This window comes from Pantoea sp. CCBC3-3-1, assembly GCF_007981265.1.
Classification (GTDB): domain Bacteria; phylum Pseudomonadota; class Gammaproteobacteria; order Enterobacterales; family Enterobacteriaceae; genus Erwinia.
In genome coordinates, this window is sequence record NZ_CP034363.1 from 1,277,197 (window position 1) to 1,292,652 (window position 15,456).

The following is a 15,456-nucleotide window of genomic DNA, read 5'->3' on the forward strand; positions in this document are numbered from 1 at the left end:
GAAATGGCTAACACTTTTCAGAGCGTAATTAACCAGTATCCAGCCCCGGGCGTTGAAGGTGGTTTCGCTAGCACTAACGATCACATGACCTTTCTCGCTGGCGAGGCGGCCCTGGTGTCTGGTACGAACGGACTGACTGTTGGGCGCTTTGCCTGGGCAGTTAATGGCGTCGCATCCAATACTGGAACCGGCGCACCTTCTGGCTTCGTGCACCGTGACGGCCAGGCGGCAATTACTACCTGGTTGGGCAGCGACTCTAACGTCATTCAGTCCGGTCGTGAAGTAACACTGATGACACGTGGCGACTTCTGGGCGCGCACTTCTACCGCGGCAACTCGCGGTCAGAAAATCTTCGCATCACTGACCACCGGACAGGTTCAGACCGGGGCAACTGGTGCAACCATCGATGGATACGTCGAAACAAACTTTGCCGCCGGTAGCGCATGTGATGCGGGCGAGCTTGTCAAAATCAGCACCTGGAGCAACTAATGAACGAATTTCAGAAGCACTACGCCGCAGCGAGCGGTAAATACGGCATCGTGCTGCCGGGTGCGAAAGACTACCTGAAGCCGGAATTCGCGGATAACTTCGCCCTGGCGATGGATGCTCAGCCAACCATGGTTACCACCGGCAGCTCAGGTATCCCGGCTTACTTCACCAACTACGTTGACCCTGAGCTGATCCGCGTTCTGGTCACTCCGATGAAAGCAGCTGAAATCATCGGTGAAGTGAAAAAAGGTGACTGGACCACGCTTACCGCGCAATTCCCGATCGTGGAATCAGCAGGTGAAACCAGCTCCTATGGTGACTACAACCACAACGGCATGACCGCGGCTAACGTCAACTGGGTAGCCCGTCAGTCTTACCACTACCAGACCCATACCCGCTGGGGTGAGCGTGAGCTGGATATGTACGGCGCAGCGCGTATCGGTTATGCGGCCGAACTGAACGTGGCTTCTGCTCTGGTTCTGAACAAGTTCCAGAACAAATCCTACTTCTACGGCATTTCCGGTCTGCAAAACTATGGCCTGCTGAATGACCCGTCTCTGCCGGCATCGATCACGCCAAATGCAACCGGCACCGGCAGCGGCGTTATATGGTCAACAAAAGACGGTCAGGCTGTCTATGACGATATCGCGAAACTCTACGGTCAATTGGTTGCACAAACCAAAGGCCTGATTGAGCGCGACTCTCCAATGACGCTGGCAATGTCGCCAACTGCTGAAGTGGCTCTGACTAAGACGAATATGTACAACGTCAACGTCTCCGATCTGCTGAAGAAAAACTTCCCGAACCTGACTATCAAGACTGCAGTTGAATACTCAACTCCGGCCGGTGAGATGGTTCAGCTGATTGCAGATCGCCTGGGTGAGCAGGACACCGCTTACGCCGCCTTCACTGAGAAGATGCGCGCACATGCTGTGGTGACTGAAGAATCATCCTGGAAGCAGAAAAAATCTGGCGGCACCTGGGGTGCAATCATTCGTCAACCGCTCGCTATCGCGACAATGCTGGGAGTTTAAATCATGTCTGAAGTCGTAACCGTTGGCTGCAAATTGCCAAATGGCCTGGTGATTGATATCGATGGCTACACCGTCACGCTGAACGGTGCTAACTCCTCAAATATCGTTGGAGGCTACGGCCTGACCGAGAACGTCGATAAGGCTGCTTTCGATAAGTGGCTCAAGGCTCATGGCGATCAGGCTTACGTAAAAAATGAACTGGTTTTTGCTCAGGCTAAAACCAACAGCGCTGAGTCGAAAGCAAAAGAAAATGCTGACGTTAAATCCGGTCTCGAAGGCCTGCCGCAGGACAACCCGGCGCCGGGCGTAACCAAATCAGACGGTAAGTAAAAATGGCTATTGTTGCTTTTGATATTGCCGTGTTCCGCACGCGTTACCCGGAATTCGATACGGTAAATGACTCGTTGCTGAATGCATATTTTTCAGAGGCAACGATTTACCTGAATAACACCGATGCAAGCCCGGTCACTGATGTGAATCAGCGGGCAGTTTTACTGAACATGCTGGTTGCTCATCTGGCTGCGTTAAATAGCGGCGTTGGTGGGCAGGCGGCGTCAGGGTTAGTGGGGCGGGTAACGAGCGCTTCCGAGGGGTCTGTCTCTGTTTCCGTTGATGCCGGACCGTCATCCGCATCCTCATGGTGGTACATGCAGACGCCTTATGGCGCTCAGTACTGGCAGATAACAGCCCCTTACCGGACTATGCGTTACCTGCCCGGCGGTTCGCCGTCAATGTATCCCTATCACTACAACCGCAGAGGTTATTGCCGGAGGTAGTTATGTCGGATCTAACAGGCGGAGAGAAGCTGCAAAAATACCTTGAGGAGATTGAGAGCAACCTCAGTTCCGGTGCTGGCCTCAAGGTTGGGTTTCTTGAAGGGGCAACCTATCCAGATGGAACTTCGGTTCCCATGGTGGCAGCAGTGCAGGAGTTTGGTGGTTCAATCGATATTCCAGCCAGAACGCAGACTATCTACCGCCGATTCAATGAGCGCACTGGCAACATCGATGATTACCGATTTGTTAAAGCTTCCAGGGCCAACCTTGCTCAAACAGTGCAGGTTCCAGCCCATACTATTACCATCCCATCACGACCTTTTTTCCGTCAAATGTTGGCTGAGAAGAGTCCTTCCTGGGGTTCGGATATGGCGGAAATCATGAAGTCCAGCGACTATGACGCCAAGAAAACACTTTCTCTCATGGGTGAGCGGATTGCCGGACAGTTGAGGGAATCCATTACCACCATGGCTGAGCCGCCAAACGCTACATCTACCGTCAGAAAGAAGGGATTCAATAACCCTCTGATCGACTCGGGACACATGCAATCAAGTGTTGATTATGAGGTGGAAGAATGAACCTACACGGCATTGTGCGCCGCGCCATTAACACAGTTAACCCTGATGTGAAGTGTGCGATTTATATCAGCACAGGAACAACAACAACAGCCGCTGGTAAGCGTGTTCCTTCATACGCTGACCCGGTTGATGTGATGGGGCAGGTTCAGCCGATCAGCTCTGATGACCTAAAGCATCTCGATAACCTCAATTTGCAGGGATATATGAAGTCCATTCACCTCAACGGCAGTTTTGAAGGGGTTAACAGGCTCAAGCAGAAAGGCGGAGATCGGGTTGTTATTGAAAGCACTGGCGAGGAATGGCTTACCGTTCAGGTTCTGGAGCAGTGGACAGACTGGTGTCGGATAGCTGTCAGATTACAGGTGCCGACATGAGCGCGACAATAAGCATTACCCAGGATGATCTGACAACCGCCTTGCGCGGTTTTTTATTGTCCCTGATAGACGCAGAAGTTTTTCTTTCGCAGGAAAACAACACGCCAATGCCGAACGGTGATTTCGTCACCATGACGCCAATGTTTATCACCGGCCTGTCTACAAACCGTGTCGCATATAACGACCCGGGTGCCGGCCAGGGAAGTGAGCTAACGCAGCGTAGCAATCAGTGGCGATGCCAGCTGGATTTCTACGGTAAATCAGCACAGGAAATGGCGGCCATCGTAGGCACCATGATCCGCTCTGAATATTCCGCTAACTGGTTTCGCCAGAACAGCTATCCGGTAACCCCGCTTTATGCGGGAGAGCCACACCAAACAACGATGATCAACGCAGAGCAGCAGTATGAAAGCCGCTGGACGCTCGATTTCATCGCACAATTCAACGCCGTGATTTCCACACCTCTGGATTTCATGGGCAGCATCACTGTTGGCACTGTTGCCGCAGATTTAAAATACCCACCGGAGAGTGCATAAATGGCAATCCCATTACGTAAAGACGTACAGATTAACCCTGGCGTGCTGCCTGCTGGCGGATCGGCGGTTGATTTGAACGGCCTTATCCTTACCGACAGCGCTTATGCTCCGGTCGGGGCATTACTGACGTTCACCAGTAAAGAAGACGTGGCCAGCTACTTTGGTAACCAGTCCACTGAATACAATATGGCTGTGATTTACTTCACCGGTTATGACAACTCCAGTAAAACGCCAGGCGCTCTGCTTTTCTCGCGCTTCAACTCCGATCCTGTCGCTGCATTCCTGCGCTCCGGGTCAATGGCTAAAGTCACTATCGATCAGCTTAAGCTGATGAGCGGAGTTTTAACCCTGTCGGTAGACGGGACGTCCCGGACGTCAACGAATATTGACTTCAGCGGAGTCAACAGCTTTGCAGCCGCTGCGGAAGCAATTAAGACTGGTATCGGTAACACGGTCGATGTGACATTCGACACCACGCAAAAAGCTTTCATCATCAAGTCTACTAAAACAGGCGCCACAAGCTCCATCACCTATGCAACCGGAACGCTGTCTGCCGGGCTTAAGCTGACATCGTCCACCGGTGCCGTTTTGTCGCAGGGTGCCGCATCTGCTGTAGCAACTGACTATATGACCGGTGTTCTTGCTCAGTCACAGGACTGGGCGATGTTTACTACCTCTTTCGAAGCGACAACCGCACAGCATCTGGCTTTGTCCGCGTGGGTATCGGCTGAGAATTACCGGTTCGGTTACGCCGCACACACCCTTGAGGGGGTCGCACTGGTACCGGGCAGCACCGACGCGCTGGCATATCAGGTTATTACAACAAACGACTATGCAAATGTGGTGCTGGTTTATGGCGACGCAGTTAAAGCCGCCAGCGCTCTCGGTTACGCCGCTGCGCTGGACTTTGAGCGACAGGAAGGTCGCGTGCCGTTTAAGTTCCGATCTGTATCCGGCCTGTCCGCAGATGTCACCACTTCATCTGACTACGACGCGCTGATCGCCAACGGATACAACTTCTACGGCGCCTACACAGCGAACAACTATTCGACCGCATACTGGGCTGACGGCACTATTACCGGTGATTTCACCTGGCTGGACTCGTTCTGCTTCCAGATCTGGCTTAACGCTAACCTGGCACAGGATGCTATCGAGCTGTTCCAGTCCAATCGCTCTATCCCTTACAACGCCCGCGGCAAAGCGATCATTGAAGCTTCATTCGCTGACACGATTGCTCAGGGCGTGTTGTTTGGTGGCATTCGTACCGGCGTGACGCTGTCCAGCGCTCAGCAGTCAGAAATTACCAACGCTGTCGGAACGGATATTTCCGCTTCACTGCTGGCAAAAGGGTATTACCTCTATATCGCCGACGCCACAGCAGAACAACGAGCGGCCCGCACCAGCCCAAGTATGACCTTCTGGTACTGCGATGGCGGATGCGTTCAGAAAATCACTCTCGCCTCAATTGAAGTCCAGTAAGGAGCCGTAAATGGCCGGAAATAACACTATTACCAGTGCTGACGCTATTTTTGCTCTCACTGTGACAAACCTGTACCCGAGCGCACAAACGCTGGAAGGCTACGCTGCTGATGCGATGTTTGCTCTGGGCGATACCGAGATGGCGGTTTCTGTCCGTGGTGCGGATGGCAAGTTGTCTGCTGGCTTCGTCTTCGGCGAATATCTTCAGACCATCACGATTATGCCGGACAGCCCAAGCCGCCAGATTTTTGAAACATGGCAGCTGACTACGCAAACGTCTAAAGCTGTTTTTCGCTGCAACGCCACGATCATCCTCCCGGCCATCGGCCGCAAGTTCACCATGACAAATGGTGTTTTGCAGCGTGCCAAAGCAATCCCGGACGCTAACCGCGTATTGCAGCAAATGACCTACCAGATCAACTGGGAAACGGTCACCTCTGAAGCCTACAACGCATAAGGTCAGATATGGCACGCAAAGAGATTAATTACACGGTAGACAGTAAAGACCGTGATGCGGGGAAAACCTTCTTTATCCGCGAAATGTCAGCATCACAGGCTGAGTGGTGGGCTATCCGCGCCGGTATGGCGATGGCCCGCAACGGCGTTGAGTTGCCGGAGAACTTCGCTGATATGGGTATGGCGGCAATGGCGACGACCGGCCTTAGTATGGTTGCAAAAATCCCACTGGATGAGGCCAGGCCTTTACTGGCTGAACTGATGGAATGTGTGCAGGCCGTGCCGAGCCAGGGCGTAAAGCGAGCCTTAATCGAAGATGACATCGAAGAGGTCGCTACACGCCTGAAAATTCGCGCTGAGGTATTCAAGCTTCACGTAGCTTTTTTACAGTCCGTCGCCCAATAGACATTCCGCCCCAAATGGGCAGCGATATCGTCGGGCTGGCGGACTACGTCAACGTGCCGAAAACGATCGCTACCGTCATCTCTTCAAAGCTGGCCACGCTTTTCGAGCTGGATTCGGTTTATGGGGTAGAGGATATGTGGCGGTTGCTCGAAATCATCACAGTAGATAACTACAACCGCATGGTTGTGAATAAATCACAAGAGGGAAGCTGATGGCCGGAACAATTATCGATGCTCTGGTCGTTACGCTCGGCCTCGACTCTTCTGGGTTCAAAAAGGGCCAGCAGGAAACCAAAGAGGGCTTGCAGAACACTCGCAAGGAGTCAGAGCAGACAGCTAAGGACATGGAGGCGGCTGGTAAACGTGCTGCTTCTTTTTTTGGCTCTATCCGCACTGAGTTGCTGGCGCTGGTGGGGGTAACGCTATCCGCCCAGGGCATTAAATCTTTCATTACCAGCATGACGAGTAACCTTCAGGAATTGGGGGTATCGTCCCGTTCGCTGGACATGTCAGCAAAATCTCTGGATGGGTGGCAGCGAGCAGCAGAGGCGGCCGGGTCAAGTGCTGAGAAAATTACCGGCACGCTGGGTAACTTCCAGAATGCCCTGACACAGATCCGCACGGGTGGAGGACAGGATAATCCGCTCTATGCGGCCCTGTCTTCCTTCGCGGGTGCCACTGGCGCGAACTTCGACTATCAAAACGATAACTCTGAAGCCATCATGCGGAAGATTGCCGCTAACTGGTCGAAGTTAAGCAAAGATGCGCAACGTCGCTTTGGCGGAATGTTTGGTTTTGACAATGCTACACAGCAGGGTTTGACCAATGGCAACCTTGTGCAGGATGCAGATCGATTTGCCAAAACTTCCAAAGCCACTGAGAACGCAACTGATAAAGCCCAGGCATTCAATCGTCGCCTGGTGGAGATGAAACAAAATTTCTCCGCAGCCTCGCAGGTGCTTTACGAGGCGATAATTCCTTACATTGAAAAGCTTATCCCAATCATTGAAAAGGTTGGGGTCTGGATTTCAACGCACGGGCCGGAGATTAATAAATTCTTCTCGGAATCAGCGGGTGAAGTTAATAAAGTTGTCGACGCTGTTGGTGGGTGGCATAACGCTCTTGAGTTGCTTGCTGTTTTCGTGGCTGGTAGCTGGGCGCTTCGCATGTTGTCTGGTATAGCAAAAGTGAGATCGGGGTTTGCTCCTCTTCTTGTAGCTATAGCGGCAGTAAGCTCATGGGACAAGATCGGCAAAGCTCAGGAAGAAGCCAAAAAATCAGGCATGTCCACAGGCGAGTATCTTGTCAAAAAGATGCACGACCAGCAAAAAGCCAATGAAAGCTCAGGCGCAACAATAAGCGACAGGATCGCTTCGTGGTGGAATAGTTTATCTGGCAATAGTTCGTCGATTGCCTTGTCGCCGCAGCAACAGGCCGCACAGAATGCCATCAATAAAGCTGGATTTCCGGCAGTGCTCAGTCAGCCTCGTGGCATCCGCAACAACAACCCAGGTAACCTGAATTACGCTGGCCAGGCCGGAGCTACCAAGGAAGGCGGCGAAAACGGTCGCTTTGCAGTGTTTAGCAATATGGGTGAAGGCGTTGCTGCGCTTTATCGGCAGCTGCAACTTTACATGAAGCGAGGCGTTAACACTATTGAGTCCATTGTCAATAAGTATGCTCCTGCCGGTGATAACAATAACGTTGCCGCCTATATCCAGCAGTTAGTCGGCGCTACCGGTAAAGGCGCCAGCGATAAAATATCTGGCGAAGATACTGATACCGTCTTCAAGCTGATGAAGGGCATAATCAACCACGAGAACGGCAAAGGTTATCTCACGGATGCTGACATCATGGGGGGTATTCAGCTTGGATCAGGTGCAGCAGCGATGAGAAATGGCCCGAGTGGTGGAAGCGCTGGCGCAGGAAACAAAACCGATATCCATATTGGCGAAATGCACATGCAGACATCAGCCAGCAATGCTAACGCGCTGGGTGAAGACATGAATCGCAACATTCGCCGCAATAGCCTGGTAACACCGATGATGTCAGGGCAGGGGTGATCATGGCCTTTAATCTTAACGAAACCACGATACTGAGCGCCATAAACAGCGGCAGCCTACTTTCTGTTGTGAATAGCGTGCTTTCGCCTGGTTATGGTATTTACCTGAAGAGCGGCATCAAGGCGTTGTCGCCAACGTCATTTCTGGGTATTGAGTATGGCGCGGATGCCGCTGTTGTTTCAGCGCCTATAGAGCAAGGTTCTTACAGCTCTTATAACAAAGTGAAGCGCCCGCCGATCATCCGTGTGCTTTTTACCCTTGAGGGGTGGTCAGGGTTTTCCGGTTCACTGCCCAACCTCACTAACCTGTCCCTGACCAGCCGTGCAGATATGCTGGCCGATCTGGATGCGATGGTGAATGAAGCAAACACCTACGATATTGAAACGCCAGACACGACCTACGAAGACTATGACCTGATCCGCTACAACTACCGTACGTCTGAACGTGACGTTACGCTATTGACGGTGGAAGCGATATTTCAGGCCGTGCTCGTAGAGGCCGAGGTTACTCTGACCAGCACCACTGCCCAGGACAACACTGCCGCGAACGGGACCAGTAAAGCATCCAGCGTGGTTACGGAAAAGGTTAATTCCACGGCAAGCGGTTCAACGCTGTCCGATGTGAGGGGGGCTCTTTCGGGACTGAAAAACTCTGTTTCCAGTGCCAGTACGCAGGTGGCCAGCTCAATCAGCACGACAGTAAGCAATGCAACATCCGGTGCCACCGGCGCGATTAATGGCGCTGCCACGTCATCCATTAACAAACTCTCTCAGAGCGTCACACAGCTCGTTTCAGGACTCTCGTAATGCAGACGATAACGCTTCAGCCATTGAAGGCTCAGGAGGTATCTGTGACGCTCGAAGGTCAGAGCGTTACGCTCAGGATTAACCAGCGGTCTACCGGTCTCTATATCGATATTGGCCTGGCTGATAAATGGATAGCACAAGGCGTGCTCTGCCAGAACTGTAGCAGGCTGATCCGCTATCCCTATCTAAAATTTCAGGGTGAACTGTTTTTCGCTGACACGAAGGGATCAGATGACCCGGATTATTCAGGGTTGGGAACCAGATTCCTGTTGTTTTACGCCAGCGCCGACGAAATGGAAACAGCAACATGACCTACAAAAAACGCAGCCTGAAATTTCAGTTCACTCTTAAAGATGGCGCATTCGATGAACAGGGAAACGATATTCTGAGCCTCGATAATGTGAAGGCGGAAGTAGAAATAGGCGCTTATGGTGGAACATCAGGAACATCGCTGGAGGCCAGGGTTTTTGGCTTCAGTATTAACCAAATGGCTATGCTGAGTTATAAAGGAATCCAGTTAAACGGCGCCAAGCAAAACCTGATGAAGGTGTGGGCTGATGGGGTGCCGATATTTTACGGTTCAATCACCAACTGTTTTTCAGACATGAATCAAATGCCGGACGCGCCGCTAATTATAAGCGCCTTTGCTACCGGTTTTGACCAGTCTATCCCTACACCACCGTTTACGAAAAACGGGATAGCGAATGTTTCTGACATTATTACCTCGATCGCAAAAAGTATCGGTTACGAGGTAATCAATAACGGCGTAACTTCACAGATTGAAAACCCGTATTTTGATGGAAACCCGATAGAGCAGATCAATCAGTGCGCCCATACCGCGGGGATTAACGTGGATTTTCGGTTACAGGTTATCTATATCTGGCCACAGGGAAAGCAGGTGGATGACAACGTGCCATTTATATCCCCGCAGACCGGCCTTATCGGTTACCCGGTGTTCAGTAATTACGGGATAACATTCCAGTGCCAGTACAGCGATCTGATTATTCGCGGGAGAAATGTGAAAGTGGAAACCTCTCTACCAAACGCCTCCGGGGTTTATAACATCCAGCAAGCGACGCACCATTTATCTACCTGGTCGGAAGGTGGCCCGTGGGTTACTCAGGCGTGGGCCTCTATCGGTCAGCTTATCGAAGTGAGGCAATAATGAACCTTTTCACCACTCGCCCGCAGGACGTGGCAACTGATACAAACGCCCAGGCATTTATGATGCAAAAAATGCTGATGAGCAATGCTTTCATCACGTTGGCGATGGTTGCTGAAGTGAATGGCGAAATACTGGCTGTAAAGCCGTTGGTTGATGGCTTCACCGGTGCAGGAGATCGCATCCCGAAAACAATAATCTATGGCGTGCCGGTCTGGCGTTTGCAGCGCGGGGCAAGCGCGGTAATTATGCCCCCTATTGTCGGTGATATCGGTTTGATAGCTATTTGCGATCGGGACATTAGTGGCGTAAAGGCAACCAAAGAAAACTCGCTGCCAGGTTCAAACCGAACGCATAATTACGCTGATGCCATTTACCTTGGAGGCGTTCTTAATGCCGAACCAAGCCAGTACGTGAAGTTTTCAAATGACGGAATTGATATTGTGTCTCCGCTACTGGTAAGCATCGCCGCGCCTTCTGTGCAAATTGATGCTGATTCATCTTTTAGCATTAACTCGCCGAATATTATTCTCAATGGCCCGGTGAGTCAGGGTGCGGGAAGTAACTCCGGAGACTTTACCTTTGCCGGTAACATTACTGCCACAGGGGAAGTGACTAGTAAAGGCGTCAAGCTCTCAACCCATACACATAGTGGAGTTCAGAGCGGCAGTGCAAATACCGGGAATCCTAACGTATAGAGCGACCATACCCCCAATACATGGAGTCTGCTATTGCTTTGTATTGGAATGGGTTGTCTATAACCCCTCTAATGCTATAGAGATATCTATCTAGCATGGATTGTGGTTGATTAGTTACACCTGCATCATATCCTGAAACGCAAGCTTCGGTAGCGGCCATTGCCCATGATTGAGGAGTTTCCGTGACCGTGCTTGAGTTGGTTCCATAGTATTTTTTCGCCATGCTGAAATACTGCTTTGAAGACTCAATGGCATGCTTTGCGCATCCAGAATTAAATGCTTTAAGGTCGAGTTCCTGATCTGCTTTAATCTTCTGCTCGCGCATGGAATTTTCTATTTTAACTGCCTTGGCGCGATCCATCTCATATTGAGATTGTTTGCTATTCGCAGATTGATGCGGAGGGGAAGAGCAGCCAGAGATGACAGCAGAATATAAGACTAAAAATGCAAGCTTTTTCATATAACACCTTAAATAATTTCTTTCTAAATATGCTATCTGTAAATTGCTGCAATAGCATGCAATTTATGTAATCAACCCGCTCCGGCGGGTTTTTTTACGCCCGGAGAAACCATGCTTACAAAATCATTCGAGCTGGAAACAGCATCGTGGGACTTGTCCCTCGATGACTCCGGCAGCATTGCTATTACTAAAAATCCTTATGCCGTGGCTCAGGACGTGGCCTGCGCCTGCTCTACCTTCCTTGGCGAGGTCTGGTACGACACCACACTCGGCATCCCTTATTACCAGCGGATCCTCGGACACTGGCCAGGCACTCAGCTTATCAACACCAAATACGCCAGCGAGGCGAAAAAACTCGATTACGTTCAGTCTGCCTTTTGCACGACAACCGTAGGAAACGGCGACCGTGCGGCGACCGGCGTTATGACAATCACCGATACGAACAACGTTACCAGCACAATCCAATATTGAGGCAATCATGGCAGATACAGTAACCGTTACGACTTCCGTACCGGCCATAACCATTTCTGATACCGGTCTGGCCGTGCCGGATGAGCTGGATATCCTTAATGGTCGCCTGACGGATTTAGACACGGCGATGGGCGGCGGGATGAGTAAATCCCTGACGACGCCGCAGGGCCAAATCGCAATGAGCGAAACAGCGATAATCGCTGATAAAAACGACCAGCTGCTGTTTATCACTAACGCGATCAACCCTGACTACTCATCAGGCCGATTCCAGGACGCTATCGGCCGCATTTATTTTATAGACCGCATTGCCGCACTGGGAACGACGGTTACCGCAACATGCACCGGGCTTGTAGGTACGTTAATTCCAGCAGGAAGCGTTGCCCAGGACGATGTTGGTTACCTGTATTCCTCTCTGGCTGACGCGACAATAGGCACTGGTGGATCGGTGGATGTGGTTTTCCAGAACCAGACAACCGGAGCCATTGCGTGTCCGATCGGGTCGCTGAATACCATTTATCGCGCTGTAACCGGATGGTCTGGCGTTAACAATGCCAGTGCTGGCGTACCCGGCAACGATGTGGAAACGCGTGCCAATTTCGAATATCGCCGTAAGCAGTCTGTTGCGCTCAACGCCAAAGGAACCCCTGAGTCTATCTATGCCGCGGTGCTAGCAGTCGATGGCGTTTCGGATGCATATGTTTACTCAAACCATAAAGGTACGGCGGTGCAGATCGGCACTACAAGTTATACCGTCCCAGCTCATTCAGTTTATGTCGCTGTTTATGGTGGCAAAGCGGCTGACATTGCGCAGGCCATCTACACCAAAAATCAGGTAGGTGCCGGTATGGCAGGCAACACCAGCTATACGGTAAAAGACACATCCTCTGGCTCGCTGACCCCGCCGCAATACGAAATAACCTGGAATACACCTACCGCGGCGAGAACTTATTTTCAGGTGCAAATCCAGAAGATTGATGCGGTCCCTTCTAATATCGTCGATCTGGTGCGTGATGCGGTAGCTTCTGCATTTACGGGGAATAGCGACAGCGTTTCAAAAGCTCGTATCGCCAGCAAGCTCTTTGCTGGTAGCTATTACGCCGTGGTGAACTATATCGATAAAAGCAGCATTAACGTGCTTTCCGTTCTGGTTAGTCTTGATGGAAAAACCTTCACTCCATCAGTGGAGTACGGAGTGGACCAAGTTCCTACGCTCGACAGTGCCGATATATCGGTAACGCTTGTATGAAAAATGTAACCGACACGATTTTAACGCAATACGCCGGAAGTCCTAAGCTGCGTGGCCTGGTCGAAACCTTTAACTCGGCGATGGATATCGATGCGTTTACTGAGGAATTTCTAAAGGCGATATGGGACGTCTCAACAGCAGAAGGCTACGGGCTGGACGTGTGGGGAAAGATTGTGAACGTTTCACGCTTTCTCAATGTTGAGGAAGAACAGACAGCCTTTGGCTTTGATGAAGCTTATATATCATCAAACGCTAACTCCCCCAAACCATTTGACCAGGCACCATTCTATGAGGGCGTCGGCCTGACGACAACATTCAGGCTCACAGATGATGCATACCGCACGCTGATCATGGCTAAAGCAATGGCCAACATTACCGACTGCACGATCCCCAACATAAACCGCCTGCTTCGCTACCTGTTTAGCGGTCGCGGTGATGTGTTCGTGGCGGTAACTGGGGTCATGGCAATTCGCTATGTTTTCGGCTTTGAGTTGACGCCTGTAGAAAGCGCCATTCTCCTCAAATCAAACGCAGTAACCAAACCAGCGGGCGTCTCCGTTGATTTAATGACGGTCGATTTCAATAACACATTCGGATTTAACGAGGCCAGCCTTCAACCTTTCGAAGTCGGAACGTTCTTCCCTGATTCAGGAATAAAAAATGCAAATTAGCTCAGTTCCAAAAAAACTACCTGTTCCTTTTGCTGACAACGGCGATAAGCAAACAATCCCCGTTGAATCACAGGTTGGCATTACAGGCGGCCGCGCTTCTTACTCGACCGGATTTCCACCATTAACCAGGACGCCTTTAAGTGCAGGAGGTATCCCTCCGTTCGGAACCGATTTTAACGGCGTGCTGAATGAGATTACAGCGGCTATTCGTTGGGGCAATGCAGGTGCAGGATATGCTTTCGATTCAAGCTTCGCTACCTCAATCTCCGGTTACCCAAAAGGCGCTTTACTACCTAACTCTGTTGGTGACGGATTCTGGCTGAACACAACAGATGCAAATAGCAACTCACCTGAAAACGCCACAGCGGCTCTTACAGGATGGGTTCCGGTTAACTCGTACGGATCTACAGCTATCACTGGCCTGTCTTCATCCAGCGTAACACTTACAACTCTACAAGCATCAAAAAACACGATCATACTAGCGGGTTCACTTACCTCTAATATCAACCTTATCGCTCCTGCCTGGTTAAAGACATGGGAGATCGTTAATAACTGTACCGGAGCATATTCAGTAACCGTTAAAACACCAGCAGGAACAGGTGTTGCTGTGCCAACCGGATCAAATGCGAGACTTCAGGGTGATGGAACAAATATCAATCAAGCTGCCGCTCCAGGATCTCTGCTGGGCTCTCCTCAAATATTCACCACCAGTGGAACCTATACACCAACGCCTGGAACCAAAGTAGCTGAGATAGAAATCATAGGAGCTGGCGGCGGCGGCGGCGGTACCGGTGCAACTTCATCCAGTACCGCTGCAGTTGCGTCTGGTGGTAATTCTGGGGCGGCAGCTAAAAAGAGGATTTTAAACCCTGTCATTACAAGCGTGGTTATAGGTATTGGTGGCGCAGGCGGCATTGGAGATAATCCGGGTTCTGCTGGTGGGGCATCCTCCTTCGGCACGATAATATCCGCCCCAGGTGGTAAAGGGGGGCTGAAGGTTACATTAACGAGTAGCTCTGCCGTAGTGAGTGCTTGCGCGGCCGCAACAGAAATCGCAACAGGTGGAGATATTAACTTTAAAAGCGGGCAGGGTTCTTATGGAACTATAGCCATTGTCGGTAGCGGATGGTCAGGTAAGGGTGGGGATTCTATCTTTGGCCCCGGTGGGGGCGGGGTATATAAATCAGACGGTATATCTGCTGTAAACCCAGGGGCTGGCGGTGGGGGTTCACATGATGAAAGTGGTGGACCGGCTCGAATAGGCGGAAAAGGTGCCAACGGTATTTGTATTATTCGGGAGTACGCATAATGGGTGCATATGCAATTGTGAACAAAGATGGCCAGGTAATAAACGCCATCGCGTGGGATCGTCAAGATCAGCCAGATTTCGATTATGGGAAAGCGGATGGTAATCAGGCAATCTTGATAGAGGAGGGTGTTGCTGCTGGACCAGGCTTTACATACGCAGACGGCAAATTCCTCGCGCCGGCACTTACGGCAGAAGAGGTTGAGCAACAAAAACAGAGGGCTATCAGCAGCAATATATCTCTCAAAGAGTCGCTTATGGCAGAGGCTACGCAGCGCAGGGATACTTTACAGGATGCCGTCGATTTGGATGAGGCAACAGAAGAAGAGGCAGCAGCGCTTCCACTATGGAAGAAATATCGGGTAATTTTGAGCAGAATAGATGCTAATACCGATCAGGCCATTAAATGGCCAGAAAAGCCATCATTATAAAAATCAAGGGGCTTGC

22 protein-coding genes are annotated in these 15,456 nt (G+C 51.0%); 21 read left to right on the plus strand and 1 reads right to left on the minus strand.

All coding sequences use genetic code 11. The annotated features are described in order from the left end of the window. The first annotated feature begins 3 nt into the window (after positions 1 to 3). Genes EHV07_RS05960 through EHV07_RS06035 form a run of 16 tightly spaced genes read left to right on the plus strand, consistent with a single transcriptional unit; the run spans position 4 to position 10,855 of the window. Complete coding sequence (locus EHV07_RS05960; RefSeq protein ID WP_147196023.1) at positions 4 to 489, plus strand: hypothetical protein; 486 nt, start codon at positions 4 to 6, stop codon at positions 487 to 489. After that, complete coding sequence (locus tag EHV07_RS05965; protein ID WP_147196025.1) at positions 489 to 1,523, plus strand: DUF2184 domain-containing protein; 1,035 nt, start codon at positions 489 to 491, stop codon at positions 1,521 to 1,523. Before EHV07_RS05960 ends, EHV07_RS05965 begins: the two co-directional genes overlap by 1 nt. Positions 1,524 to 1,526: 3 nt before the next feature. Then, positions 1,527 to 1,853 (plus strand): hypothetical protein, encoded by a 327-nt coding sequence (locus EHV07_RS05970; protein ID WP_147196028.1) that lies wholly within the window; start codon positions 1,527 to 1,529, stop codon positions 1,851 to 1,853. Positions 1,854 to 1,855: 2 nt separating this feature from the next. Continuing rightward, the gene (locus tag EHV07_RS05975) at positions 1,856 to 2,299 is read left to right on the plus strand and encodes a DUF4054 domain-containing protein (protein WP_147196030.1); all 444 of its coding nucleotides are present in this window, start codon (positions 1,856 to 1,858) and stop codon (positions 2,297 to 2,299) included. 2 nt (positions 2,300 to 2,301) lie between these two features. Continuing rightward, positions 2,302 to 2,877, plus strand: coding sequence for a hypothetical protein (locus EHV07_RS05980; protein WP_147196032.1), 576 nt, complete (start codon positions 2,302 to 2,304; stop codon positions 2,875 to 2,877). Then, entirely contained in the window at positions 2,874 to 3,251 is a 378-nt protein-coding gene (locus tag EHV07_RS05985; RefSeq protein WP_147196034.1) for a hypothetical protein, read from the plus strand. The genes EHV07_RS05980 and EHV07_RS05985 overlap by 4 nt, the downstream gene beginning before the upstream one ends. Further along, positions 3,248 to 3,787, plus strand: coding sequence for a hypothetical protein (locus EHV07_RS05990; protein WP_174822353.1), 540 nt, complete (start codon positions 3,248 to 3,250; stop codon positions 3,785 to 3,787). The genes EHV07_RS05985 and EHV07_RS05990 overlap by 4 nt, the downstream gene beginning before the upstream one ends. Further along, positions 3,788 to 5,266: a DUF3383 domain-containing protein gene (locus EHV07_RS05995; RefSeq protein ID WP_147196036.1), complete on the plus strand. Its 1,479-nt coding sequence runs from the start codon at positions 3,788 to 3,790 to the stop codon at positions 5,264 to 5,266. A 10-nt stretch (positions 5,267 to 5,276) separates the two neighbouring features. After that, a complete protein-coding gene (locus EHV07_RS06000) occupies positions 5,277 to 5,723 on the plus strand; it encodes a hypothetical protein (protein ID WP_254446314.1) in 447 nt (148 codons plus the stop codon). Between the two features lie 8 nt (positions 5,724 to 5,731). Then, positions 5,732 to 6,127 carry a hypothetical protein gene (locus tag EHV07_RS06005; RefSeq protein ID WP_147196046.1) on the plus strand — a complete coding sequence of 132 codons (396 nt, stop codon included), beginning with the start codon at positions 5,732 to 5,734 and terminating at the stop codon, positions 6,125 to 6,127. 14 nt (positions 6,128 to 6,141) lie between these two features. After that, on the plus strand, positions 6,142 to 6,339 hold the full coding sequence (locus tag EHV07_RS06010) for a transglycosylase (protein ID WP_147196048.1): 198 nt from the start codon (positions 6,142 to 6,144) through the stop codon (positions 6,337 to 6,339). Then, positions 6,339 to 8,189 (plus strand): hypothetical protein, encoded by a 1,851-nt coding sequence (locus EHV07_RS06015; protein WP_147196050.1) that lies wholly within the window; start codon positions 6,339 to 6,341, stop codon positions 8,187 to 8,189. The genes EHV07_RS06010 and EHV07_RS06015 overlap by 1 nt, the downstream gene beginning before the upstream one ends. 2 nt (positions 8,190 to 8,191) lie before the next feature. Continuing rightward, a complete protein-coding gene (locus EHV07_RS06020) occupies positions 8,192 to 8,995 on the plus strand; it encodes a hypothetical protein (RefSeq protein WP_147196052.1) in 804 nt (267 codons plus the stop codon). Further along, positions 8,995 to 9,306 carry a hypothetical protein gene (locus EHV07_RS06025; protein ID WP_147196054.1) on the plus strand — a complete coding sequence of 104 codons (312 nt, stop codon included), beginning with the start codon at positions 8,995 to 8,997 and terminating at the stop codon, positions 9,304 to 9,306. Before EHV07_RS06020 ends, EHV07_RS06025 begins: the two co-directional genes overlap by 1 nt. Beyond that, positions 9,303 to 10,160 carry a hypothetical protein gene (locus tag EHV07_RS06030; RefSeq protein ID WP_147196056.1) on the plus strand — a complete coding sequence of 286 codons (858 nt, stop codon included), beginning with the start codon at positions 9,303 to 9,305 and terminating at the stop codon, positions 10,158 to 10,160. Before EHV07_RS06025 ends, EHV07_RS06030 begins: the two co-directional genes overlap by 4 nt. Beyond that, entirely contained in the window at positions 10,160 to 10,855 is a 696-nt protein-coding gene (locus EHV07_RS06035) for a Gp138 family membrane-puncturing spike protein (RefSeq protein ID WP_147196058.1), read from the plus strand. Before EHV07_RS06030 ends, EHV07_RS06035 begins: the two co-directional genes overlap by 1 nt. On the opposite strand, the gene EHV07_RS06040 is transcribed toward EHV07_RS06035, so the two are convergent. Then, on the minus strand, positions 10,845 to 11,315 hold the full coding sequence (locus EHV07_RS06040; RefSeq protein ID WP_147196060.1) for a hypothetical protein: 471 nt from the start codon (positions 11,313 to 11,315) through the stop codon (positions 10,845 to 10,847). The genes EHV07_RS06035 and EHV07_RS06040 overlap by 11 nt on opposite strands. Before the next feature lie 111 nt (positions 11,316 to 11,426). Here EHV07_RS06040 and EHV07_RS06045 point away from each other — a divergent pair, with 111 nt between their 5' ends. The 5 genes from EHV07_RS06045 to EHV07_RS06065 are packed head-to-tail and all read left to right on the plus strand — an operon-like array spanning position 11,427 to position 15,440. After that, positions 11,427 to 11,786 carry a hypothetical protein gene (locus tag EHV07_RS06045; protein WP_147196061.1) on the plus strand — a complete coding sequence of 120 codons (360 nt, stop codon included), beginning with the start codon at positions 11,427 to 11,429 and terminating at the stop codon, positions 11,784 to 11,786. Positions 11,787 to 11,793: 7 nt separating this feature from the next. Continuing rightward, positions 11,794 to 13,032, plus strand: a complete 1,239-nt coding sequence (locus EHV07_RS06050; RefSeq protein WP_147196063.1) for a baseplate J/gp47 family protein — start codon at positions 11,794 to 11,796, stop codon at positions 13,030 to 13,032. Continuing rightward, positions 13,029 to 13,703, plus strand: a complete 675-nt coding sequence (locus tag EHV07_RS06055; RefSeq protein ID WP_147196066.1) for a DUF2612 domain-containing protein — start codon at positions 13,029 to 13,031, stop codon at positions 13,701 to 13,703. Before EHV07_RS06050 ends, EHV07_RS06055 begins: the two co-directional genes overlap by 4 nt. Further along, positions 13,693 to 15,012, plus strand: coding sequence for a hypothetical protein (locus EHV07_RS24675; RefSeq protein ID WP_174822354.1), 1,320 nt, complete (start codon positions 13,693 to 13,695; stop codon positions 15,010 to 15,012). Before EHV07_RS06055 ends, EHV07_RS24675 begins: the two co-directional genes overlap by 11 nt. Next, the gene (locus tag EHV07_RS06065) at positions 15,012 to 15,440 is read left to right on the plus strand and encodes a tail fiber assembly protein (RefSeq protein ID WP_147196068.1); all 429 of its coding nucleotides are present in this window, start codon (positions 15,012 to 15,014) and stop codon (positions 15,438 to 15,440) included. Before EHV07_RS24675 ends, EHV07_RS06065 begins: the two co-directional genes overlap by 1 nt. The last annotated feature ends 16 nt before the right edge of the window (positions 15,441 to 15,456 follow it).